Annotated in this window: 19 protein-coding genes; 15 read left to right on the top strand and 4 right to left on the bottom strand. The window is 41.4% G+C overall.

The annotated features are described in order from the left end of the window. The 5 genes from lpdA (at window position 1) to QPK24_RS15410 (ending at window position 7,351) form a co-directional block, all read left to right on the top strand. A complete protein-coding gene (gene lpdA, locus QPK24_RS15430) occupies window positions 1-1,416 on the top strand; it encodes a dihydrolipoyl dehydrogenase (RefSeq protein ID WP_160031905.1) in 1,416 nt (471 codons plus the stop codon). Between the two features lie 244 nt (window positions 1,417-1,660). Further along, a complete protein-coding gene (locus QPK24_RS15425) occupies window positions 1,661-2,455 on the top strand; it encodes a thymidylate synthase (RefSeq protein WP_285742537.1) in 795 nt (264 codons plus the stop codon). A 26-nt stretch (window positions 2,456-2,481) separates the two neighbouring features. Further along, window positions 2,482-2,967, top strand: a complete 486-nt coding sequence (locus tag QPK24_RS15420; RefSeq protein WP_285742535.1) for a dihydrofolate reductase — start codon at window positions 2,482-2,484, stop codon at window positions 2,965-2,967. A gap of 388 nt (window positions 2,968-3,355) precedes the next feature. Beyond that, window positions 3,356-4,843: a glutamate synthase subunit beta gene (locus QPK24_RS15415; protein ID WP_285742533.1), complete on the top strand. Its 1,488-nt coding sequence runs from the start codon at window positions 3,356-3,358 to the stop codon at window positions 4,841-4,843. 207 nt (window positions 4,844-5,050) lie between these two features. Further along, window positions 5,051-7,351 (top strand): type IA DNA topoisomerase, encoded by a 2,301-nt coding sequence (locus tag QPK24_RS15410; protein ID WP_285742532.1) that lies wholly within the window; start codon window positions 5,051-5,053, stop codon window positions 7,349-7,351. Between the two features lie 78 nt (window positions 7,352-7,429). Here QPK24_RS15410 and QPK24_RS15405 read toward each other — a convergent pair whose 3' ends face one another. Continuing rightward, the gene (locus QPK24_RS15405; protein WP_285742531.1) at window positions 7,430-8,182 is read right to left on the bottom strand and encodes an HAD family hydrolase; all 753 of its coding nucleotides are present in this window, start codon (window positions 8,180-8,182) and stop codon (window positions 7,430-7,432) included. Between the two features lie 36 nt (window positions 8,183-8,218). Further along, window positions 8,219-9,136, bottom strand: a complete 918-nt coding sequence (locus QPK24_RS15400) for a winged helix-turn-helix domain-containing protein (protein WP_285742530.1) — start codon at window positions 9,134-9,136, stop codon at window positions 8,219-8,221. 217 nt (window positions 9,137-9,353) lie between these two features. Between QPK24_RS15400 and QPK24_RS15395 the strand changes: the two genes are divergently transcribed. The 6 genes from QPK24_RS15395 (at window position 9,354) to QPK24_RS15370 (ending at window position 15,372) form a co-directional block, all read left to right on the top strand. Next, window positions 9,354-10,526, top strand: coding sequence for an MFS transporter (locus QPK24_RS15395; protein WP_285742529.1), 1,173 nt, complete (start codon window positions 9,354-9,356; stop codon window positions 10,524-10,526). Between the two features lie 90 nt (window positions 10,527-10,616). Further along, entirely contained in the window at window positions 10,617-11,342 is a 726-nt protein-coding gene (locus QPK24_RS15390; RefSeq protein ID WP_285742528.1) for a phosphonate ABC transporter ATP-binding protein, read from the top strand. Window positions 11,343-11,362: 20 nt separating this feature from the next. Further along, window positions 11,363-12,703 (top strand): hypothetical protein, encoded by a 1,341-nt coding sequence (locus QPK24_RS15385; protein ID WP_285742527.1) that lies wholly within the window; start codon window positions 11,363-11,365, stop codon window positions 12,701-12,703. Further along, the gene (locus QPK24_RS15380) at window positions 12,700-13,395 is read left to right on the top strand and encodes a response regulator transcription factor (protein WP_285742526.1); all 696 of its coding nucleotides are present in this window, start codon (window positions 12,700-12,702) and stop codon (window positions 13,393-13,395) included. The genes QPK24_RS15385 and QPK24_RS15380 overlap by 4 nt, the downstream gene beginning before the upstream one ends. After that, window positions 13,395-14,825, top strand: a complete 1,431-nt coding sequence (locus tag QPK24_RS15375; RefSeq protein ID WP_285742525.1) for a sensor histidine kinase — start codon at window positions 13,395-13,397, stop codon at window positions 14,823-14,825. Before QPK24_RS15380 ends, QPK24_RS15375 begins: the two co-directional genes overlap by 1 nt. Window positions 14,826-14,844: 19 nt before the next feature. Continuing rightward, window positions 14,845-15,372: a GNAT family N-acetyltransferase gene (locus QPK24_RS15370; protein ID WP_285742524.1), complete on the top strand. Its 528-nt coding sequence runs from the start codon at window positions 14,845-14,847 to the stop codon at window positions 15,370-15,372. Window positions 15,373-15,468: 96 nt separating this feature from the next. Here the strand turns inward: QPK24_RS15370 and QPK24_RS15365 are convergent, their stop codons facing one another. Further along, window positions 15,469-16,677 carry a glucose-1-phosphate adenylyltransferase gene (locus QPK24_RS15365; RefSeq protein WP_285742523.1) on the bottom strand — a complete coding sequence of 403 codons (1,209 nt, stop codon included), beginning with the start codon at window positions 16,675-16,677 and terminating at the stop codon, window positions 15,469-15,471. 199 nt (window positions 16,678-16,876) lie between these two features. On the opposite strand from QPK24_RS15365, the gene glgB reads away from it, so the two are divergent. Beyond that, the gene (gene glgB / locus QPK24_RS15360; protein WP_407083028.1) at window positions 16,877-18,925 is read left to right on the top strand and encodes a 1,4-alpha-glucan branching protein GlgB; all 2,049 of its coding nucleotides are present in this window, start codon (window positions 16,877-16,879) and stop codon (window positions 18,923-18,925) included. A 49-nt stretch (window positions 18,926-18,974) separates the two neighbouring features. Further along, complete coding sequence (glgA, locus tag QPK24_RS15355; protein ID WP_285742521.1) at window positions 18,975-20,408, top strand: glycogen synthase GlgA; 1,434 nt, start codon at window positions 18,975-18,977, stop codon at window positions 20,406-20,408. Between the two features lie 98 nt (window positions 20,409-20,506). Here glgA and QPK24_RS15350 read toward each other — a convergent pair whose 3' ends face one another. After that, a complete protein-coding gene (locus tag QPK24_RS15350) occupies window positions 20,507-21,673 on the bottom strand; it encodes a M20 family metallopeptidase (protein ID WP_285742520.1) in 1,167 nt (388 codons plus the stop codon). Between the two features lie 218 nt (window positions 21,674-21,891). On the opposite strand from QPK24_RS15350, the gene QPK24_RS15345 reads away from it, so the two are divergent. Together QPK24_RS15345 and QPK24_RS15340 are read left to right on the top strand one after the other, a co-directional pair. After that, on the top strand, window positions 21,892-23,346 hold the full coding sequence (locus tag QPK24_RS15345) for an ABC transporter substrate-binding protein/permease (protein WP_407082918.1): 1,455 nt from the start codon (window positions 21,892-21,894) through the stop codon (window positions 23,344-23,346). Then, complete coding sequence (locus tag QPK24_RS15340) at window positions 23,333-24,055, top strand: amino acid ABC transporter ATP-binding protein (protein ID WP_285742519.1); 723 nt, start codon at window positions 23,333-23,335, stop codon at window positions 24,053-24,055. Before QPK24_RS15345 ends, QPK24_RS15340 begins: the two co-directional genes overlap by 14 nt. Window positions 24,056-24,251 lie beyond the last annotated feature (196 nt).

Below are 24,251 nucleotides of genomic sequence, written 5' to 3'. Positions count from 1 at the left end.
ATGGTAGTAGGCGACGCTTCTCTCGATATTGACACTCTAGTCATTGGTGCAGGCCCTGGTGGTTATGTAGCAGCAATTCGTGCGGCTCAGCTTGGTCAACAAGTTTTGATCGTTGATAAATCAGAACTCGGCGGCGTATGTTTGAACCGTGGTTGTATTCCTTCCAAAGCATTGATCTCAGCAGCTCATGCTTTTGAAAATGCAAAACATGCTGATCAATTCGGCGTAACTGCTGAAAACGTAAAAGTGGACTTTGCAAAAACTCAAGAATTCAAAAACGGTGTTGTTAAAAAGATGACTGGCGGCGTTAGCGCTCTTCTTAAAGGCAACAAAGTGGAAGTATTCAACGGTGAGTGCATGTTCATTAATGAAAACGAAGCGCGTGTATTCAACGATCACGAATCTCCGCGTTACCGTTTCAAAAATGCAATTATTGCTACAGGTTCCCGTCCAATTGAACTTAAACCATTCCCATTTGGCGGTCGCATTCTGTCTTCTACAGAAGCTTTGAACCTGCAAGAAGTACCAGCTAGCATGATCGTTATCGGCGGCGGCTACATTGGTGCTGAGCTTGGTCAAATGTACTCCAAATTCGGAACGAAAGTAACCATCATCGAAGGTATGGATACTGTACTTCCTGGATTTGATAAAGACATGACGAACCTTGTTGCGAAAAACATGAAGAAAACAGGCATCGAAATCGTAACCAATGCAAAAGCAGAATCTGCTGAGCAAACCGATAAAGATGTAACTGTTAAATATAGCGTTAACGGCGAAAGCAAAGAAGTTACTGCAGAATATCTGCTTGTAACGGTTGGACGTCGTCCTAACACAGATGGTGAGCTTGGTCTTGACCTGATCGGTGTTGAAACTGACGAGCGCGGTTTTGTTAAAGTTGATAACCAAGGCCGCACAAACCACAAACACATCTTCGCAATTGGTGATATCGTAGCAGGTCTTGCACTTGCACATAAAGCTTCTTACGAAGGTAAAGTAGCAGCTGAAGCGATTGCTGGAATGCCTTCCGTAGTGGATTACAAAGTAATGCCAGCGGTAGTATTTACAGATCCTGAATGCTCCAGCGTTGGTTATACTGAAAAAGAAGCAAAAGAAAAAGGATATAAAGTTAAATCCGGTAAATTTTCTTATGCAGGTAACGGTCGTGCCGTTTCCCTGGGACATCCTGAAGGTTTCGTGAAGCTTGTTGCTGAAGAAGACACAGGAATCGTACTGGGCGGACAAATCGTTGGTCTGGAAGCTTCTAACTTGATCGCTGAAATCGGTCTTGCTATCGAAATGGGTGCTACCCTTGAAGATATCGCATTGACTATTCATGCGCATCCAACACTTGGTGAAATCGTGATGGAAGCATCCGAAGTGGTTCTGGGTCACCCAATCCACACAATGGTTCGCTAATCTCTTACGAGTTTAAGGAATTCATTTAAACAGCATAGTTTGCTTTGGAGGCAAGAGGCGGTTATTCGTCTTCTTTGCCTCTTTTTTTTGCTGATATAATGGGCTCATGCTCGTACGTGGGAAATAAGTACACCGTTATGCGTTCACATGTGAAATTTGTGATAATATGAAGAAGTAATCAAGAAATCATTATGTTTTAGAGAAACAAGGAACAAGGTTATAAAGGAAAGGGGTTCGACTTAAAGTGAAAGTCTATCAAGAACTGCTTCAAGATATTTTGGAAAACGGTGTAAAAAAAGAAGATCGTACAGGTACAGGAACGATTTCTGTGTTTGGCCGTCAATTGAGATTTGACCTATCAAAAGGATTTCCACTCGTTACAACAAAACGAATTCATTTAAAATCCGTCGTTCACGAACTATTATGGTTCTTAAGCGGTGAGACAAATATTAAATACTTAAAAGAAAATGGTGTGCGTATTTGGGATGAATGGGCCGATGAGAACGGTGACTTGGGACCCGTCTACGGTTCGCAGTGGAGATCGTGGAAAACACCAGAGGGTACATTTATTGATCAAATCTCGAATGTTATTGATTCCATTAAAAATAATCCCGATTCACGGCGTCATATGGTCAGCGCATGGAATGTGGCAGAGATCGATAATATGAAACTGCCGCCATGTCACTTTGTATTTCAATTTTATGTAGCTGGGGGCAAACTGTCCTGTATGCTGACAATGCGCTCTGTAGATACATTCCTAGGGCTGCCTTTTAATATTGCAAGCTATGCGTTACTCACACATATGGTAGCTCAGCAGTGTGGTTTAGAGCCGGGTGACTTTATTTGGTCCGGTGGTGATGTACACATTTACATGAACCATTTGGAGCAGGTAGAGACCCTTTTATCCCGCGAACCATACGATCTGCCTAAACTTGTAATCAACCGGAAGCCGGAGTCTATTTTTGATTATAAATATGAGGATTTTGAATTTGTAGATTATAAATATCATCCGACGATTAAAGCGCCGGTTTCTGTATAAATTTTATTATTTATGGAGGTGAGCTAATGAGCATTAGCATGATCTGGGCCATGGGCAACAACGGAGTAATCGGAAAAGATAACGGCATGCCTTGGCGACTTCCTAAGGATATGGCCTTTTTTAAGGAACAAACCACAGGTCACACCGTCATCATGGGACGAAAAACATGGGAATCCTTTAATGGCAAACCGCTTCCTAACCGTAAAAATGTGATCCTTACTCGTAAAGAACAAACCTTTGATGGAGCAGATGTGATCCATTCCGTAGAGGAAGGGGTAGAAATGGCTAAAGAACAGCCGCTTTTTGTCATCGGAGGAGCAAGCGTATATAAGGCTTTTATGCCGTATGCTGATCGATTGATCGTCACCAAAATTAATGAGACCTTCGATGGTGATACGTTTATGGATGAAGTGGACTTGGAGCATTGGGAGTTAGTTAAAGAGATTCCCGGAGAGAAAGATGAGAAAAATCCATATGATTATGTCTTCCAATTCTATGAGAGACGGTCTTAATCGTGGTCTTTAGAAGTTCCTAGCATTGTGGAGATGTCAATTCCCCATTTTATTTTGTGTTTGCCTTCATAAAAACTATCTATCATGTTATGTAATCAATATGCAGAATAATACAAATTATTATTCTCAAAATCCATTTAATATTTGTTATTCTGAATGCTAATATAGTTGAAATATCAGCACCTACAGGAATACTTAAGCCACTTATGATGTGTCTTTCGTGTGAATGAACCCGAATGTTGTATAACCTAAAGTACAAATTTTCTTTTTGTGATACAATAATCAAAAAAATGATATATGGACTGTCAACTATAGTGCTATTGTTCGGATCTTAGCATGAATAGCTCGCTAAATGTCGGGCACATGAAAATGGATGGGGGAACGTAACATGTCTACACCAACTGGATTTATGGAATACAAAAGACAAATTCCGGCGGACAGACGGCCTGAGGATCGTATTAAAGATTGGGAAGAGTTCCATAAACATATGTCAGAGGAAGAACTAAGAACACAAGGTGCCCGCTGTATGGATTGCGGAACTCCCTATTGTCATTCCGGGATTGATATGATCGGCGGAACATCCGGTTGTCCGGTTCATAACTTAATTCCTGAGTGGAACAATCTGGTGTATCGTGGACTATGGAGAGAAGCACTAGACAGGTTACACAAAACGAACAATTTCCCAGAATTTACAGGCCGTGTTTGCCCAGCTCCGTGTGAAGGTTCATGTACAGTTGGCCTCATCGGTCAGCCGGTTACGATCAAGACGATTGAAGAGGCAATCATTGAAAAAGGTTTTGAAGAAGGATGGGTAGTTCCAAGTCCTCCTGAGAAACGTACGGATAAACGAATTGCTGTCGTAGGATCGGGGCCCGCTGGACTCGCTGCTGCCGCACAGCTTAACAAAGCAGGTCATCACGTTACTGTCTATGAGCGTGCTGACCGTATCGGCGGTCTGTTAACGTACGGTATTCCCAGCATGAAACTGGACAAAGGGGTAGTACAGCGCCGAGTAGATCTGCTTGCGGCAGAAGGAATTACCTTTATAACGAATACAGAGATTGGTGTAGATATTTCATCAGAAGAACTAGTAAGTGAGTATGATGCAGTTGTCCTTTGCGGCGGAGCAACCAAACCACGTGAATTCAACATTGAAGGCAGTCAGCTCAGCGGAGTTCACTACGCAATGGATTTTCTGAATGGAACGATCAAAAGTTTGCTCGATACAGGGCTTGAAGATGGAAATTACATTTCGGCAGAAGGTAAAAAAGTGATCGTTATTGGCGGAGGAGATACCGGTTCTGACTGTGTTGCGACTTCATTACGTCATGGGGCAAAAAGTGTAACCCAATTTGGTACGCATGAAAAAGCACCTTTAGAACGCGATCCTCTGATGAACCCTTGGCCGCAATTTCCGAATGTATATACACTCGATTATGCTCACGAAGAAGCAAAAGCGCTTTTTGGGAGTGACCCTCGTGAATTCTCGATCATGACCACGAAATTCGTTGGTGACGAGGATGGAAATCTAAAGGAACTTCATACGATTCAAATTCAGCGTATTGTCGATGAGACAGGTCGTAAAATCTATAGACCGATTGAAGGAACTGAAAAAGTATTTGAAGCGGATATGGCGCTTATCGCGATTGGTTTTGATGGGCCAGAGCAAATCATTCCTCAGCAGCTCGGACTTGAAACAGATCGTCGTTCGAATGTGAAAGCGCGTTATGGCAAATACAACACGAACGTAGATAAAGTATTTGCAGCCGGCGATATGAGACGTGGTCAAAGCCTTGTGGTATGGGCCATTAATGAAGGACGCGAAGCGGCCCGTGAAGTGGATAAATACTTAATGGGTTCTACTGTACTTGCATAAGCAAGAAAAAGAGAAATTTACTATTCATTCATTTATATAGTTAAAAATAATTGGAGAGTCGCTTAGAAGTTTACTAAGCGACTCTTTTTTATTACGAAACCACAAATTTTCTGTTATAATGAGGTCTACTTAGAAGCAAGGAGCTTCCGTCATTACTTGAGGGGAGCTCCTTTTCGCTTCGCTAGGGCTACAGGGAGGAACGGACGCATGAAAACGCTGATTATCGCGGAAAAACCAGATATGGGACGCACTATAGCGGCGGTCGTTGAACCGCGTGCCAAAAACAATCGTACGTATCTTGAAGGTGAACAATATATCATAACTTGGGCCATTGGTCATTTACTAGGGCTTGCACAGCCAGAAGCCTATGATAATAAATATAAACGTTGGAGTATTGATGACTTACCGATTATTCCAGATCGATTCAAGATCACACCAAACCCAAGAACAAAAGACCAACTTAAAGTGATTGGAGAACTTTCGCGAAAAGCAGATTTGATTATTAATGCTTGTGATGCAGGGAGAGAAGGACAGTATATTTTTGATCTGATCCAGCAACAATTGAAGCTGAGTCAACCTGTCAAACGATTATGGATTTCGGATCTGACTCCCGAGAGTATTAAAAGAGGATTCGAGCAGCTGCATGACGCTTCCGAATTTGAACATTTAACAGAAGCTGCAAGAGCACGCAGTGAAGCAGACTGGCTGATTGGTATGAATGCTTCTAGAGCATTTACGACAAGACATAACACACTTCTTTCCGTAGGAAGAGTACAAACCCCTGTACTTGCGCTAATCTATGATCGGGAAAAAGAGATAGAAGCTTTCGATTCGCTCACCTATTTCGAGGTTTCTGCTTTATTTGAACAGGAATCTACGGATTATCAGGGAATATGGCAAGGTGAACGCTTAACTTCTGCTGAGAAAGCGCAAGAAATTGCGGATAAAGTGAAGGGCAAAACAGGGAAGATTGCAAAATATGAGGTGAAAAATTCGAAAGAGTATCCTTATAAACTGTATGACCTGACTCTATTACAAAGAGAAGCGAATGCGAAATTTGGATATCCAGCAAAAAAAACACTCGATATTGCGCAAGCGTTATATGAAAAACATAAAGTGATTTCTTATCCAAGAACCAATTCGAATTATGTTACGGAACAGAATATAGACGGCATGCAAAAAACATTGCAGTTATTAAAACATACACCGTATGCCGATTTAGCTGAAAAAGCAAATCCGGCCCTTGTACACAAGGGCAATAAAAGTGTATGCAATCCGCAGAGAGTGGAAGATCACCATGCAATTTTGCCAACACTGAAGAAGCCAGGAACACTTAGCAAAGACGAAGGACAGATCTATGATTTAATTGTACGCCGGTTTTTATCACACTTTTATCCGCCGGCAGAATATAAACTGCACACCGTATATACGGAAGTAGAAGGTCATTCATTTAAGACGAACGTTAAAGAACTGCTTTCGTTAGGTTGGAAAGTGGTGCAGCCTTCGGAAGATAACCAGGCGAAAAAACGCAAGACAAAAAAGGGCGGGGAAGAGGAAGAACCCGAAGAACTTATTTCGGTCCCTTTTCAGGTAAACCCTGATCTGCCTGTGCAGTGTACAAAGAGTGAGATGAAAGAGAAGCAGACGAATCCGCCAAAAAGTTATACAGAAGGTACCTTGCTAAAAGCGATGGAAAGTGCGGGTAAGCAGATAGAGAATGAGGAACTTCGCGATGCGATGAAAGATGCGGGCCTTGGGACTCCAGCAACGCGGGCGGCTACGATTGAACGGCTTAAACAAGTTGGTTATATTACGATGCAAGGCAAGAAGATGCTGGTTACGCAAAAAGGGAAGATGGCCATCGAACTCATTCGAAGTGCAGGTGTCGATCTGTTAGCTTCTCCGGAAATGACAGGACAATGGGAGCGCAGACTGAGTCAGATCTCGAAAGGAGAAGCCGCACAAGATAAATTTATGGAGAACGTGAAGCGGTTTACGATATCCATTATTGAAAAAGTACGGGTGCAGAAACCAGCTCCTAAAGATGCTTTTGGCGATGAGGATACAGCGGGTAAAGGGAAAAAGGGAGCGGGAACTCGGACGAAGAGTCGGACAAGTTCAACAGCTGGGCAGCCTCGTTCCCAAATGAGCACAAGCAGGGCTACGCCTTCAGCGGATCGATCCGTAGCAACAACGGGTAAAAGCCGTACAGGAACGGCGGCTACCGTTCGTACCGCCCTGGGTTCTTGTCCTCGTGCAGGATGTGGAGGGCAAATCATAGAAGGACGTAAAGGATATGGTTGCAGCCATTTCAAACAAGGATGCGGTTTTGTGATATGGAAAGAATACGCTGGAAAACAGATTTCTCAAAAAATGCTGGAATCTTTACTCAGCAAGGGAAAAACGCAGGTGTTATCCTTTAAAGACAGTCGGGGTACGGTTACAAAGGCGAAAATCACTCTACTTGACCCGGTGACTGGAAAGCTATCACTTGAACGGCAAGAGTAAGTTCATGTAATTAATTATGAATGATAAAAGAAGGACTGACCTTGGAGAAATTCCATGGCAGTCCTTCTTTTATCATTATCAATGAGTTTGCTGCTTAGTATACTCCGAAATAATCTTCGGTACATCAGTAAGGTCTTTAATCGTATGAAGGGAATAGTTCTCTGGCTTATTTAATTCAATCAGATTGTATTTCCACTCCATATCTTGCTCAATGTATATAGCGTGGACACCAGCCGTGAGAGCAGGTTCGATATCTGTGCGCAGAGAGTTGCCAACCATCCATGTATGATTACGATCCATTTGCCCTTCGCTTACAATTTTTTCGAAGGCTTCAATGTTTTTGTGGCGAGTAATATAAATCCGATCTTTGAAGTATTCACCCAGTTTCATCTGATCAATTTTTCGCTGTTGAATCATCTGCTCACCGCCGGTGTATAGATGAAGGGTATGACCTTGCTCCAAAAGACACTCTAAAGTCTCAACCATGCCTGGATAAGCCTCAACTTCCTGATCATATACACTCATTCCCAGCTTTTGCAGCTGTGTTTGTTCATTTGTATCAATAGGACGGTTTACTTTTTTAGAAAAATAAACGTAGGTATCAATTAAGGACTGCGGGAAACGATGACTGGCAAAACCATACTTTGTAACCCCTGACACATCAATCTCTATCTGCTTTTGCCGTATATCTTCTACGGTTATCTCGTAATCACAGAACCATTCCTGCATCAGCTCAAGAAAATCTCCAAGTGTAAGGTTAAAATACTTATTGCAATGAATGAGCGTGTCATCAAGATCAAATATAATTTGCTGTTTCAAACTGGATTTCATAGAATCTCACTCCTTATTTCTCTAGTGATGTCGATGTTATAACCTGATATAAGATTCCAAATACATGTTCAGTTCCGATAGTCCGTCAGGACGCAAACAGTATTTCTCACTTTGCTCTTGACCCAGATGGGTTTGCAGAAGACCGGACACTCGCAGTGACATCAGATGAGGTCTCAAACGGTCTTCTGATTGTCCAAGTTCCTCTGAAAGTTGTTGTAAGGATTTGGGGTTATTAGAGATATATCGTAAGAGCTGAAGCCGTTCAGAATTGGAAATCGCTTCGGTCAGACGAAGTAAATTAATAGGCGGCTCGTCCTCCCGATGTTCAGGCACATCTACAGGATATTGAATTAATAACATACCTTTATAAAAACAATACATATTAATAGGCCGATTATGAACGGTAGGGAACAATATGATTTTTTGAAGATCAGGCATCTCCTCGACCATTAACCCAGAAGTAGCATAATCAATCAATTGGCCCGGGCTCATTTTTGTCAGAAGAAGCTCTTTCTCTGAACTGTCTTCTTCAATTAATTTCCGAAGCTCGGGATTCAGATGTTGAAAATAATGCTCATCCCACACTTTAAGTAAAGGTATGTAGTCATCACGAATGCGTAATGTTTCTTCAAGAGTCATATCTGGGAGGATATGATGAACCTGTTTCCACAGTTTGTCGGCGGGTTTGGTGCCGATTTCTTTAAGAAATGGCTCAACTTCACTCGTTGTCTCTCGTAGTGCGGTCCAGGCATACAAAACATCATAATCGTTAAAGGGCCAGTTAGAAGCTTCTTTTAAAAGGTCACGAACTTCTTCCTTTAGTGTGCTATCTACGGTGTGAATCCATTCAGGCCCGATATCAAGGCTCTGAACCCATCTTCTAGTTACATAGACCATAAAGCTATTTAGCAGCTCGTATATGGGAGTAACGTCTATTTTCACCTGATAACCCATCTGTATGAACAGACCTCCTATCACAGGTATAAGCTTACTATACAAAAAGAAAGTATTCATACTATTATCGCTTGTGTTTAGCTGTGTTGTCCACTATAATGTTGAATACTTTGTAACCCGTTTCTGAATGAATAAGCATATAATAGAAGATAGTTACAGGTCGTCAGAAATGACGATTTTTTATTTTGTCATGGGAGCATAGGAGGGAAAAGATGTTTTGAGTAAGGCAACTGGGGCAATACGACAGGAAGGTTCTAAGGCGCATTTTATTATTCTTATTGTAGTTATTATTGTAGCTGGTTTAAGTCAAGGATTGCTTTTGCCTGTACTCTCTATTTTTATCGAGCAGATGGGTGTTTCTTCCAGTATAAATGGATTAAATGCTGCAGTCATGTACATAGGTTCTTTTGCAATGACATTGGTAGCTGAGCGGATTTTAGGAGCAGTAGGTTTTAAGAAACTGATCGTTTCTGGTCTTATTATCGTTATGATTCCGCTCATGTTGTTTCCACTGATTCCTGATCTCAGACTATGGTTCTTATTACGGTTTTTAGTTGGGATCGGAGACAGCGCACTCCATTATTCAACTCAGTTATGGATACTGCTGGTCACTCCGGCGGCTTCCCGGGGCAGAAACATATCGATATACGGAATGTCATATGGAATTGGTTTTAGTATAGGGCCGCTGGGAATTAAGCTTTTAGGATATGGACAAGTTGTACCGTTTGCTATTCTTTTTTTCTTCATGGTAATCGTTTTGTTATTTGCTCTGAAATTACCGGATACCCGGCCTGAGAAAATAATGAATGAAGGAAGCGGGACGGGGAGATACCGCCGCAGCTTTATGTTAGCCTGGTATGCACTCATTCCAGCGTTCTTATATGGGTATATGGAATCGGGCATGAACAGTAATTTTCCTATCTATGGACTTCGCATTGGATTTAGCGAGAGTGATATCTCTACCTTACTTCCTTTTGTAGGGATCGGGGGACTGCTTCTTCAATTACCGCTTGGAGCCTTAAGTGACCGGTTTGGGAGAAAGCGAATTCTTATGATCTCAGGAATCGTAGGCGGACTTTTATTTATGCTTATTCCTGCAGCAGGGACGCAGTTTTGGCCAACCTTATTACTGCTAACGATAGCTGGCGGGCTTGTTGGTTCGTTCTTTTCTCTGGGTCTTGCTTATGCAGCTGATATTCTACCTAAAAATGTGTTGCCGGCTGCAAACGTGGTGGCTTCTTTTCAGTTTAATATAGGGAGTATACTTGGACCCAATCTCGGGGGGATTATGCTTGGACTGGGTGCTCCGGGCGGCATGTTCTGGCTGCTGGGCGGATGTTACCTCTTGTTTGGAATGGTTGGGTTTTTCTTTAAGCAGAACAAATCCTAAAGAAAGAACGTTTGTTCGCATGGAAAAACTATTCTATTTCCAATAAACTAAAGATATACATTCTACGGATAAGAGGAGATATAAACGTAAATGATCAGAGTAGAGCAATTGGCAAAGGCCGTTGGTTCAGATAAGATTCCCGTTTTGAAAGAAATTAGCTTTGATCTGCAGCAAGGCGAGTTTATTGGTATTGTCGGTGGAAGCGGAAGCGGTAAAAGCACTTTGTTACGATTGTTGGCTCTTAAAGAAAGCTGGGACCGTGGAAAATTTAGTGTCCATGGTACAGATATTTTTAAAGCTGGGCATGCTGGTAAAAAGCAAATTAAACGGGAGTGGGCTTATTTAGAGCAGAATCCAGAATTATTTACAAATAAAACAGTGCTCAAAAATGTACTTATCGGAAGATCTGGACAAACACCTTGGTGGCGTATGCTGACAGGTATGGTTCGCTCTGATGATTATATGGGTGCTATGGATATCATCGAGAGTGTCGGGCTTCTGGACAAAGCCCATATGAAAGCAGGACAACTTAGCGGCGGTGAGCGTCAGCGTGTTGCTGTAGCCAGGGCTTTAACCCACGGAGCGAAAGTAATTCTAGCAGATGAACCTGTAATCGGTCTTGATCCGAAATCCGCAGATAGTGTACTTGAAAATTTCAAGAAGCTGTGCGAAGAAGAAAATATGACGATAATTGCCGTGCTGCCTATCGAACTTGCAGAACGTTATGCAACTCGAATATGGGGGCTTTCTGAAGGAAGACTAGCGTTTGATATTCGTGGCAGACGACTTACATTACATGAGAAAAACAAGATTTAATGAATGAGAAGAGTGATCTGGTGCAAATCATAAGAAATTCACATCAATTTTTCTTTCTGGGCGCGATGCTGCTTTCTATATTTTTAATTAGCGGCTGCGGCAATGGACTGGATTCCTTCAATGATCCAAAATCACTTATGAAGACTCCGCAAATGACTACAGAAAGAGAAAATCTACTCAGTGTTATTCAAGGAGAACTTCCTGAAGGTTCTACGATTACCCAGCCCAGAGAGATGTCAAATAAGATTATTCAAAAAGATTTAAATAACGATGGCATCATGGAGGCAGTTGTTTTTTATGATCTGCCTGATGACCCTGAAGTGAAGATTCGCGGAATGCTGCTTGAGAAGCAGGGAGATACATGGGTCAAGAAATTGACTTTTGATGGGATAGGTTCAGTTCTTAATTCCTTTCGTGTACAAGAGATCACAGGGGATGAAGGACTCGAAATTTTGGCTGGATTCTCAAGCGGGGTAGAACAGAATGCCCAAAACTGGCTTGTCTCCTACACGTATAAAGGGGGAACTCTGCAGAAAATTTTGGAGATGCCTTATTCAAAATACGTAATTATGGATGAATTTCGTAATCCTATGGATTTAAATGGTGATGGGATTCATGACCTCACAATCATGAATATTCTCCCGACGACAGGACAAGGGACGATAACGGTATATCAATATAACGATGGAAGTTTTGAAGTGCTCGACAAAATGACGATTGATACGAAGATGCGGGATTTCTATAATGTATCCGCAGGAAAAATATCGAAGAACAAGACAGGGATTATTCTAGATATTGCGCTTGATGCTTCGAATTCCTATTCTGATTTAATTTATATGGAAGATAATCAATTGGTTGAGGCTTTTAAAGGAACCGATATTACGTTTAAACCTAGACGGATATTAAGTGAAGATATTAACAATGACGGTATTGTGGAATTCGGTTTGCTTGAAGAACCGCCGGGCTGGGAACATTTTGTAGATAGTGAAAAACTATACTTCTATTCCTTTTATCAATGGAATGGTGAAGATGGCCTAACCTTTATCATGCAGCAATATCGGGATGATCAGGATCGTTTTTATTTCAACTTGAAACCCGAACAATATGGGAATGTCACACTTGATACGAAGTCAGTGAAGGATAAATATTTACGCTTTAAATTGGCAGATACCGATGAAACAGTTGCTGAGATTCAGTTCTTCTCACTAGACAGCTGGGAACGGGTCAAAGACGAATGGAAACAAATCGTTCGTTCTAGTAATCAGGTAATAGGCTATAGATTGCCAAAACAAGCCGGTCAAAACACACCAAGTAATAATTTACTTACAGATCCGCAACAGGAAGGAATGATAATAGAATGAGTAAAGTATTGATCATGGAAGATGAGGAGTCTATCCGCAGTTTTATCGTACTGAATTTAAAAAGAAATGGATTTGATGTCCTGGAAGCGGCGGACGGTCTTGAGGCAATGAAGATCATTAATGCCGTAAGCGATATTGATATTGCGCTTCTTGATGTCATGGTACCTGGAATTGATGGGTTTGAAGTGTGCCGCCGTATTCGTGAAACCAATGAACGAATCGGGATTATCTTTTTAACAGCAAAAGTTCAGGAACAGGATAAAGTCTATGCTTTATCTGTGGGGGCTGACGATCATGTAAGTAAACCTTTTAGTCCGACCGAGCTTATTGCACGTATACAGTCTTTGTTGCGCCGAGTGAATGTACACCGGGAAACAGCGGCCAAAGTTACCTTTGAATCAGGTCCATTCTCACTTGACCTCATTTCCAAGCAGTTTAAAAGAAATGGTCAGTCCATTGAACTAACACCGACAGAGTTTTCTCTTGTACAATTCTTCCTTGAAAAAGAAAACACTCCTCTGAGCCGGGATGTACTTCTCGATCATGTGTGGGGTAAAGAGTACATGGGAGATCCTAAAATTGTAGATGTAAACATAAGACGACTACGTCAAAAAATTGAAGGCAACCCTTCTGAGCCGGAATTTCTCCAAACGGTTTGGGGGCATGGCTACAAGTGGAAAGGTAGAGCTTAATGATGAAAGGCATTCGCAGGCAAATTGTTCTGCAGTATTTTATTCTTGTTCTGCTTGCGCTGCTTTTGATTGAATCCATCTTTCTGGTTGCGATGCAGAAGTACTACTACGATAGTATATATAACTACATTGAGTCTAACTCTAAAAATGTAATCAGATATTACAATTCATCATTTATAGACAGCAGTAACGAGAGTTCGTTCATATCCAATCTCATGTATTATCTTAAACTCGAAAATACTTCGCTTGAAATTCTGGATACGGAGGGCCGTGTACTTGCACTTTCCTCCGGTTTTGAATCAGATCGGGTAGTTCAGACAAGTGATGTCCCGCAGGCACTTAAAGGCAGTACGGGCCGCTGGATAGGTAAGGATGTAATCACAGGCGAGTCTGTGATGGCGGTATCTACCAAAATAGATTACGGTAACGATAATGTATATATTGCTCGGTATGTAACAAGTATGGAGCGAGTGAATGATGCGCTAGTCGATATTTTAGTATGGTCAGGGCTGATCGTTGTAGGGGTACTTGTGTTAGTCTTCACAATTAGTATCGGACTTGCAAATTCCATCGTAAGACCGATTAATATCATTACTGCCGCCTCGGCAGAGATGGCAAAAGGCCGCTTTGATGTCCGAATTGAAGGGGACTATAAATATGAGATTGGTGAACTTTCTTCTACCTTAAATTATATGGCTGAGGAAATTGTGCGCAGTAATCAGGTGAAGGATGATTTCATTTCTTCCATTTCTCATGAACTTCGTACTCCGCTGACCAGTATAAAAGGATGGAATGAAACACTTGAATCAGGAGGGTATGATCCAGAAGAAACAAAGATGGGTCTTAAGATCATATCAAAAGAAACGAACCGGCTTATTGGGCTCGTTGAAGAACTGCTCGATTTCTCTAAATTGCAACAAAATGAGATGAAGATGGTCAAAGGCACGGTTAGTGTTCGTGAAGTACTGCAAGAGATAATGCTGAATGTATGGGCCAAAGCAGAACAAAAACAAATCAAACTAAGACTCACTGCAGATGAGGAAGATTATTTAATTCTTGGTGATGGCAACCGGTTAAAACAAGTCTTCCTTAATGTGATTGACAATGCTATTAAATTTTCTCACATGAATACTTGGATCGATATTACGATCAAACGTGAGCAAGATCAGGTAGTTGTCATTGTTCAAGATACAGGAATCGGGATCAGTGAAGAACATCTGGAGCGTGTGAAAGATCGATTCTACCAAGTTGATCATCAGCATGGAGGGACAGGGCTTGGTCTAGCGATTAGTCAGCAGCTGATTGAGCTTCATGGCGGTACGCTTCAGATGGAAAGTGAACTTGGAAATGGAACAACGGTGACAGTCAAACTTCCTGCTTTAACCCAGGAAGAACACTTCGAATCTGATATAGATCCTGAAGTAGTCTAAAGGGGAGAGGTAGAGGGTCATGATGCAAGATTTAAAAGTAATCAAATCGAAAGAAGAACCGGATGGCATTGTTAGACTGGTACAAGTGACGCCTAATCAAGCGGAAGAGATGAGAGCACTGCTTGTTGAAGCGGCAGAGTGGATGGTCGGTAATGACCTTAGACACTGGACACCCGATCTATTTACACTAGATTCTATTCGCAAATATTTTGATAATCGAGATATTTATATGGTTTACTTAAATGAGTCCCCAGCCGGATTATTCACCCTGCAAGGAGATGATCCTGCTTATTGGGGGGCGCTTAATGATAAGGCATATGGTTACCTGCATCGATTGACCGTAGGCAGAGCTTATCGCAAGCGGGGACTAAGCAGCTGGATGATTGATGCAGCAGAAGAGATCGTTATTGCTGCAGGAAAAAGGGGCTTGCGTCTCGATTGCATCACTCACAGTCCGAAACTGAATGAGTTTTATCAAGGGCTGGGGTTCACTCACCTGGGTGTGACCGATATGGGAGATCGAAAAGTAAACCTATATCAAAGATAACGTTAAAGAAGACAATACACTAGACACTACAAAAAGAGCATCCCAATTATGGGATGCTCTTTTTGTTCAAAGATGGTATGATGAAAATAATCTTTTTTAGCTCGAAGTTGCTCGTAGCTGTCCTGCTTTCTCGTACACGTCTTTGAGAAGACGATTTGTACGAACAGAAGGTTTGCCAGCAACCGTTTCTCCAGGACCAATGACAACAATTTCATCTAGACTGCCTTTGATGACTGCTCCATCTCTAATGATCGCTCCTTCACCGATAATGGCACGATCTATGGTCACATTACGTCCAATGCGAGCATTAGGCATGATTACACTTTCTTTAATTGTGGAATTTCTACCAATCTCTGCACCGTAGAAGATAACAGAACGATCAGAATTTCCTTCCATGTAGCATTGATCATGGACGATAGAATTTTTGGATATTGTTGCTTTTTGTCTATAACCAGTTAGCTTCGTACGTCCTTGACGTGAATACATAGGCCATGCCTCAAGTTCTTCTTTCGTCAAGTTCACTCCGTTTAATACATCCATATGGGCGTCCCATAAGGATTGCACTGTACCAACATCTTTCCAATATCCTTCAAAGTTATATACATAAAGTGGATCTTCTCCCTTCAGCATAGAAGGAATGATATCCTTACCAAAGTCATGACTAGACTCCGTAGAAGCCGCATCCTCGATCAAATGCTTTTTAAGATGCTTCCAGTTAAACACATAAATACCCATAGAAGCCAAGTTGCTTTCCGGTTGAGCTGGTTTTTCAACAAACTCAGTCACACGCATGTCTTCATTGGTATTCAATACTCCAAAGCGATGAGCTTCATTCCAAGGTACTTCCATTACTGCAATGGTAGCTAATGCTTGTTTTTCCTCATGGTACTTCAGAACTTTTCGATAATCCATTTGATAAATATGGTCACCAGACAAGATAAGGACGTTCTCTGGATCTTGTGCATCGATGTATTCAATATTTTTATAGATAGCATCTGCCGTTCCGCAGTACTCATCTGAACCTGTATTCCAAGAAGGAAGAAGAGTAACTCCTTTATCCTTCGTTGTATTTAATTTCCAAGGTTCGCCTTTACCAATATGTCCATGTAAAGATTCTGCCTCGTACTGTGTTAAGACTCCCACCGTGTCAATACCTGAATTTACGCAGTTACTGAGAGGAAAATCAATGATTCGATAATTACCGCCGAAGTGGACAGCGGGTTTTGCGATTTTCGATGTCAGTGGAGCAAGACGCTTCCCTTCTCCTCCTGCCAATAACATGGCGATACATGCTTTTTTAGCCATTAGTATTTCCCTCCCATAGTATGTTTCCGTGATATGTTATTAAACGGAGCCCAGCATAGGTGAATCACTATTTTCTGAAAAAAGCTAAAAATCAAATTTATATTTTCGTTTAGCTATTTTTCATTTTCATAATGGAGAAAATGGGGTAATAATGTTTTTGTAGTGTTTATTCTATTTTAAAAAGAAGGTGATCTCTTTGATCGAAAACAATGTACCGAAATCCTTTATCTCTTCGGAAGATATTTATTTGTTTCACGAAGGAACTTCACATTTTAGTTATCATTTTCTCGGAGCTCATCCGGTTCAGGAAGACGGAGTATCAGGCTATCGTTTCACAGTCTGGGCACCTAATGCTTCAAAAGTAGGCCTAGCTCTTGATCGCAATGGTTATCACGGTCTGGGAGAAGCGGATATATTATATAAGATACCCGATTCTGGGCTTTGGACTCGTTTTTTTCCTGACATTGAAGAAGGAACATTTTACAAATATCATATTCTCACCTCTAATAATGAATCTTTGCTTAGAGCTGACCCTTATGCTTTCCATGCAGAAGTAAGGCCGAGAACAGCTTCCATTACCTCCAAGATCGAAGGCTATAAGTGGAAGGATGCTTCCTGGAGACGTAAGCGTAAAGAGATATACCAAAAACCGCTTAATATCTATGAGATGCATTTTGGGACATGGAAACAAAAAGAGACAGGGGAGTTCTATACATATGCTGAAATGCCTGAGTTATTAATCCCTTATTTGAAAGAAATGTCTTACACTCATGTAGAGTTTATGCCAATAACGGAACATCCATACGACTTGTCATGGGGATATCAGAATACCGGATATTATGCTCCGACAAGCAGGTACGGGACGCCACATGATTTTATGTACCTAATTGATCAGCTGCATCAAGCAGGGATCGGTGTTATTTTAGACTGGGTACCTGCACATTTCGCTAAAGATGCCCACGGACTTCGGATGTTTGATGGAACACCACTCTTTGAGTATGCAGATCCGCTTAAGGCGGAAAAACCGGGTTGGGGAACCCTGAGTTTTGATTACTCCAAACCGGAGGTTCGCTCGTTTCTCATATCAAATGCGCTTTACTGGATGGATATGTACCATATTGATGGTCTGCGTATCGATGCAGTAACAAGTATGCTGAAGTTGGACTTTGAAAAAGCAGAAGGCCAGTATTGTCTTAACGACAAAGGTACGAATGAAAACGTGGAAGCCATTGAATTTATTAAACAATTAAATGAAACGGTTTTTCATTATTACCCTGCAGCGTTAATGATGGCGGAAGAATCCAGTTCATGGTCACAAGTAACAAGTCCTGTATATGCGGGTGGACTCGGCTTTAACTACAAATGGAACATGGGATGGATGAATGATACGCTTGAGTATTTTGAAACGGATTTTTCGGAGCGTCCGGCAAGACATAATTTATTAACTTTCCCTTCGGTATATGCTTATAGTGAGAACCATTTGCTGCCGCTGTCACACGATGAAGTGGTACACGGCAAGAAATCTCTCCTTAATAAAATGCCGGGAGATTATGAACAGAAATTCGCGGGTCTGCGTGCATTGCTCGGTTATTTTATCACTTCTCCTGGGAAAAAACTGCTCTTCATGGGTGGAGAGTTTGGTCAATTCATTGAATGGAAGGATGAAGAACCTTTAGATTGGTTTTTGCTTGACTATGAGAGCCACCGAAAGCTTCTCCATTTCTCCAAATCATTAAATGAATTTTATTTACAAGAAAAAGGGTTATGGGAATTAGATCACAGTACCGATGGATTTGAATGGATCTCGGCAGATGATCGGTCTCAAAGTGTTCTTACTTTTGTAAGAAAAGGGAAAAAACCAGGTGACTCCCTAATCGTACTTATTAACCTGCAACCTGTATCCCGTTCTCATTATAGAGTGGGTGTACACCGTTCTGGTTCCTATACAGAGGTGTTTAATAGTGATCGGGTTGATTTTGGCGGACAAGGTCTTCTTAACGAAGAAGTGCGCACTGAAAAGATCAGCTATCATGGACAGCCGAATAGTATGGAGGTTACCTTGCCACCTCTAAGTATTGTTATTTTCAAGAAGACACCCAGAAGCAAACGTGCTTCCATAAAGGATGAGCCCGTCCTTAATACCACTTCGAAATCAAAACAGAAAAGCAGGAAAAAGGAAGAAATCATAGAAACAAAGAAACCTAGAAGACAAGCCAAAAAAATAAAAGATGGTGAACCATCCTTGTAAAAGGAAGTTACATCGGGTTAAGTAAGGCATAATAAGGAGGAAGCAAGTAATGAATGTATTATATGTCGCAGCAGAGGGTCATCCATTCATAAAGACAGGAGGACTTGCCGATGTAATTGGTGCTCTGCCCCAGGCACTCATTAAAGAGGGAGTAGATGTACGGGTCATTTTACCTAAGTACAAACAGATCCCTGAGCGTTATAAAGAACAGATGGAGCCTGTTGAAGTGACAGAAGTATACGTTGGCTGGCGCAAACAGTACTGCGGCGTTGAGCAACTGGTTCATCAAGGTGTTACCTTTTACTTCATAGATAATGAGTACTACTTTGGTAGAGACGGAATTTATGGATATATCGATGACGGAGAACGATTTGCTTTCTTTAACCGAGCTGTTCTCGAAGTCATTCCTTTCTTGAATTTTCATCCGGATGTCATCCACTGTCATGACTGGCATTCTGCTATGATTCCTTTGCTCAAGAAGGCGCATTTCGATCATATCGCAGCCTATCAGTCCATAAAAACCGTATTCACCATTCATAATCTGCTGTATCAAGGTGTATTCCCTTATGAAGTACACAGTGATTTGCTTGCACTGGACAGCCGTTATTTCACCTCCGAAGGTGTAGAGTATTATGGCAACCTGAATTTCATGAAAGCGGGATTAGTCTACTCTGATCATGTTACGACCGTAAGCCCAACCTATGCAGAAGAGATCAAAACATCTCATTACGGATATGGTTTAGATGGGCTCCTGCGTTCCATTGAAGGTAAATTGACAGGGATCGTTAACGGTATAGACACAGATAGTTATAACCCTGCGACTGATGATCAACTGGCTAAAACCTATGATATGCAGCAGATCGATAAAAAAGTGGAAAACAAAATTGCGCTGCAAAAAGAACTTGGATTACCTGTCAAACCAGAAGTTCCTGTGATTGCCATGGTGACTCGCCTAGTGGAATCAAAAGGTCTTGATCTCGTAACCAGAGTTCTTGATGAGTTATTATATTATGATGATGTACAGTTTATTCTTCTCGGAACAGGAGAAGGAGAATTTGAGCACTGGTTCCGTGAAGCGGAGAAACGCCATCCTCTAAAAATGTCGGCTCAGATTCGTTTTAATGAGGGATTGTCGAGAAGATTCTATGCGGGAAGCGATATGTTCCTGATGCCTTCTAGTTTTGAACCCTGCGGAATTAGTCAGTTGTTAGCTTTGCAATATGGAAGTATTCCGATCGTAAGGGAGACGGGCGGACTGAATGATACGGTCGAGGCTTACAATGAATTCACAGGGGAAGGAACCGGATTTACATTTACCAACTTTAATGCTCATGACATGCTGTATACGATTCGGCGTGCAGAGTCATTCTACAGCCAGCCTGAACATTGGAAGAAGCTTATGAATAACGCAATGAGCGGCGATTACAGCTGGGAAGTTTCAGCGAGAGAATATATAGATATTTACGAACAAATAACGGAATAAGGTATGGAAAATAAAAGAAGGGTCTTTTTGCCAAAACGGCAAGAGGACCCTTCTCTGCTTGTTTCTATTTTCATTTCAATAAAAATTACTGCTGCGTATTATGCATTGCGCCGAAATTCATCTTGAATAGAAGCGAGGAGATCCGGCTGAGATATGACATCATAAGCAGTGCCTGCTAAAGCTTTTGCACCTAGAATCATAGCATCAAGAGCCTGCTCTTTCATGGCAAGGTCTCTGAATTCAATGGAATGCAGCGCGTGTTGTTCATCAATGATTTTGATGTATGGATGGATGGATGGAACACGTAGAGAGACATTTCCCATATCCATGGAGCCGTGATCTTCTCCTGTAACAATCTCTTTCTCATCAATGCCGAGTTCTACAAGGTTTGCTGAGAATACGTCAGACAAGGTTTCATTTGTATACATTTCATCATAGGAAGTTTCATAATTTGAAGTTTTGAGTGTGCACCCCGTTTGCAGAGCAGAACCTTCTGCAATTTGTATAACACGTTTCGTTAAGATATCAAGTTCTTTACGTGTGGCTGCACGTACATAGAATTGGGCAGAAGCGTAATCTGGAATGATATTAGCTGCCTCTCCGCCATGGTTAATAACACCGTGGATTCGAACTGTGCTTTTCACTTGTTGACGGAAGGCATTGATTCCATTAAAAGTTTGGATTACGGCATCTAGTGCATTAATTCCCTCGTGAGGAGTAGCCGCAGCATGAGAGGATTTACCGAAAAATTCAAATTGAACAGCATCAATCGCAAGGGATGTTCCTGACTTTTCAAAAGCATAAAATGGATGAGTCATCATTGCAACATCGCAATCATCAAATAGTCCAGCTGCAGCCATAGGAACTTTCGCTCCTCTTGTTTCTTCTGCCGGGGTACCAAATACTTTAATTGATCCCCCAATCGTATCCATAACCGATTTTAATCCAACCGCTGCACCTAAACCCATCATACAGATCAAGTGATGCCCGCAAGCGTGTCCGATTTCTGGAAGTGCATCATACTCACATAATAAAGCAACTTTTGGGCCAGGTTTAGAAGAGGTATAAGTACCAATGAATGCAGTATCAAGACCTAGTACAGGGGCCTCCACTTCGAAACCATGATATATCAGTTCTTCTTTTAGCCGCTTACTGGCAAGAAATTCTTCATTTCCAAGCTCAGGATTTGCGCCAATATATAATGATATTTCTTTAAAACGGGAACTATATTGATCAATCGTGTCATTTATTATCTGTTTGTTCATGAGACTCTCCCTTTAATTATGATTTGTCGATTCATGGGTGTATATTTAAAAATCGTATATACATTATAGCACTGGCTGTTAGAAACGTCTTGTCATTCAGGGGAATCAATGGAAAACTATGAAAATAGAAAGAAAACTCGTTGCATATTCATACATTTTCACTTATAATAGTTCAATCTTATAAAAATGATCTAGATTCAGCTAAGGAGAGACAGAAGTTGAAAAAAACCGTTCGTATACTTATGTTATTGATGTGTATTGTCTTGTTGCTTCCGGCCGGAATGGCTACCGTTTATGCAACCGACAATGTAAACAGCAAGGAAACGCTGGTTCTAGGAACAAGTGCAGATTTCCCGCCTTATGAATTTCATAAAACAATTGATGGACAAGACCATATTGTCGGTTTTGACATTGAAATAGCAAAAGCCATTGCTGAAAAAATGGGCGCAGAACTTGTCATAGAAGATATGGGATTTGACAGTTTGCTGCCTGCCCTTCAGAGCGGACGAGTTGATCTTGTCATATCAGGAATGACTCCTGACGAGAAACGTAGACAAAGCATCGACTTTTCAGATTATTATTACAAAGCAAGTCAGGTTATTTTAGTTCGAAGTGAAGATGCGGATAAGTTTCAAACAATGACTGATCTGGAAGGGGAAACTATCGGAGTTCAAAAAGGCTCCATCCAAGAAGGAATCGGCCAAGGAATTAAGAATGCTAACCTCGTATCGCTTGAAAAAATGGGCGATCTTGTTCTTCAGCTTCAAACAGAACGTGTGAATGCAGTAATTGTAGAGGATACGGTTGCGAAAGGTTATCTAAACGATAAAATTGTGATCGCTGGTGCCACTCCTGAAGAAACGGATTCAGCAGCAGCAATCGGGGTTGCAAAAGGGAATACAGAGCTATTAGAAGTCATTAATGCGACAATCGCTGAACTAAAAGTGGATAATGGCATTGAGAAGATGGTAGAAGAAGCGAGCCTGCTTGCGTCAGGTAACCAAAAAGATCGTAATATATTCACGATTGCTTATGAATTCCGCCATTATTATGCGAAGGGTATTGGTTATACCCTGTTATTATCTGCACTTGGCGTTATTTTTGGTTTTCTGATCGGCCTCATTATTACCATCATTCGGATGTCGGCATTCAGAGTACTTAGATGGATTGGTACGGCATACGTAGAAGTGTTACGCGGTACTCCAATGCTGGTACAGTTAATGATTATGCATTATGGACTCGCACTCGTATTTGGTCTTAATTTATCTCCGCTCCAATCGGGGGTTATCACTCTTTCGATCAACAGTTCCGCTTATTTGGCGGAGATATTCAGAGCAGGAATTCAAGGAGTGGATAAGGGGCAGATGGAAGCTGCACGTTCCCTTGGAATGAAACGTAGTACTGCACTTCGTCACATCATTCTCCCTCAAGCCTTAAAATCGGTTCTGCCTGCAATCGGTAATGAGTTTATTACGATTATTAAAGAATCGTCCATCATTTCGATTATCGGTATGGCTGACATTATGTACCAAGCTAACTCGATTAGAAATATCACCTATGCAGGTCTAAGTCCTTACATCATCGCAGCAGCTATTTACTTTGTTCTAACCTTCATGCTTTCCAAGCTGCTAAGTCTATTCGAAAGGAAGTTGAGTGCTAGTGATAAGCGTTAAAAATTTGCATAAATCGTTCGGAAAACTAGATATTCTTAAAGGGATCGATATTGAGATCGCTAAGGGCGAAGTGGTTGTTGTCATTGGCCCATCCGGTTCAGGGAAAAGTACCTTTTTACGCTGTATCAACCTGCTGGAAGTACCGACAGATGGAGAAATTTTATTTGAAGGTGCATCCATAACGAACCCAAAACACGATATCAATTCAACTCGTGAAAAAATGGGCATGGTGTTCCAGCATTTTAATCTTTTTCCGCATAAAACCGTAGGTCAAAACATTACACTTGCGCCGACCATCGTGAAAAATGTGCCTGCGGAAGAAGCAAATAAGATCGCTGATGATCTGCTGAAGACAGTAGGTTTAGCTGATAAGAAAGATAACTATCCGAACCAGCTTTCTGGCGGACAAAAACAACGGATTGCCATCGCAAGAGCGCTTGCGATGCAGCCTCATGTGATGCTATTTGATGAACCAACATCAGCACTGGACCCAGAAATGGTTGGGGAAGTACTTGATGTAATGAAAAAGCTCGCTGAAGGCGGAATGACGATGGTCATTGTTACTCACGAAATGGGATTTGCTCGTGAAGTGGGAGACCGTATTGTATTTATGGATGGCGGTAAAATCGTTGAAGAAGGTACTCCGGACGAAGTATTTGGTAACCCGCAGCATCCTCGTACGCAAGACTTTTTAAGTAAAGTACTATAATTCGTTAATAGATTAGGCAGATAAAAGCTCTTCTGACATGAATTTTATTCATGAAAGGGGAGCTTTTTTCGTATGTTTTTTTGAATTAATAACAAAGTGGTAACTTTTACGTGCGCACAGGTTACAAAATTGTGATATATTAGCTACATCTTACGACAAACAACTAGAGAAGCTTCTACATGTAGAAGCAAGCTAT

This window comes from Paenibacillus polygoni (assembly GCF_030263935.1).
In the GTDB taxonomy this organism is placed as follows: domain Bacteria; phylum Bacillota; class Bacilli; order Paenibacillales; family Paenibacillaceae; genus Paenibacillus; species Paenibacillus polygoni.
The sequence above is the reverse complement of the archived record's forward strand: the minus strand, read 5'-3'. Positions and strand labels throughout refer to the sequence as shown.

Excerpts from the sequence above, each read along its gene's own strand:
- lpdA (WP_160031905.1), top strand. The coding sequence starts at position 1 with ATGGTAGTAGGCGACGCTTCTCTCGATATTGACACTCTAGTCATTGGT.
- QPK24_RS15420 (WP_285742535.1), top strand. The coding sequence starts at position 2,482 with ATGAGCATTAGCATGATCTGGGCCATGGGCAACAACGGAGTAATCGGA.
- QPK24_RS15415 (WP_285742533.1), top strand. The coding sequence starts at position 3,356 with ATGTCTACACCAACTGGATTTATGGAATACAAAAGACAAATTCCGGCG.
- QPK24_RS15410 (WP_285742532.1), top strand. The coding sequence starts at position 5,051 with ATGAAAACGCTGATTATCGCGGAAAAACCAGATATGGGACGCACTATA.
- QPK24_RS15405 (WP_285742531.1), bottom strand. The coding sequence starts at position 8,182 with ATGAAATCCAGTTTGAAACAGCAAATTATATTTGATCTTGATGACACG.
- QPK24_RS15400 (WP_285742530.1), bottom strand. The coding sequence starts at position 9,136 with ATGGGTTATCAGGTGAAAATAGACGTTACTCCCATATACGAGCTGCTA.
- QPK24_RS15390 (WP_285742528.1), top strand. The coding sequence starts at position 10,617 with ATGATCAGAGTAGAGCAATTGGCAAAGGCCGTTGGTTCAGATAAGATT.
- QPK24_RS15380 (WP_285742526.1), top strand. The coding sequence starts at position 12,700 with ATGAGTAAAGTATTGATCATGGAAGATGAGGAGTCTATCCGCAGTTTT.
- QPK24_RS15375 (WP_285742525.1), top strand. The coding sequence starts at position 13,395 with ATGATGAAAGGCATTCGCAGGCAAATTGTTCTGCAGTATTTTATTCTT.
- QPK24_RS15370 (WP_285742524.1), top strand. The coding sequence starts at position 14,845 with ATGATGCAAGATTTAAAAGTAATCAAATCGAAAGAAGAACCGGATGGC.
- QPK24_RS15365 (WP_285742523.1), bottom strand. The coding sequence starts at position 16,677 with ATGGCTAAAAAAGCATGTATCGCCATGTTATTGGCAGGAGGAGAAGGG.
- glgA (WP_285742521.1), top strand. The coding sequence starts at position 18,975 with ATGAATGTATTATATGTCGCAGCAGAGGGTCATCCATTCATAAAGACA.
- QPK24_RS15350 (WP_285742520.1), bottom strand. The coding sequence starts at position 21,673 with ATGAACAAACAGATAATAAATGACACGATTGATCAATATAGTTCCCGT.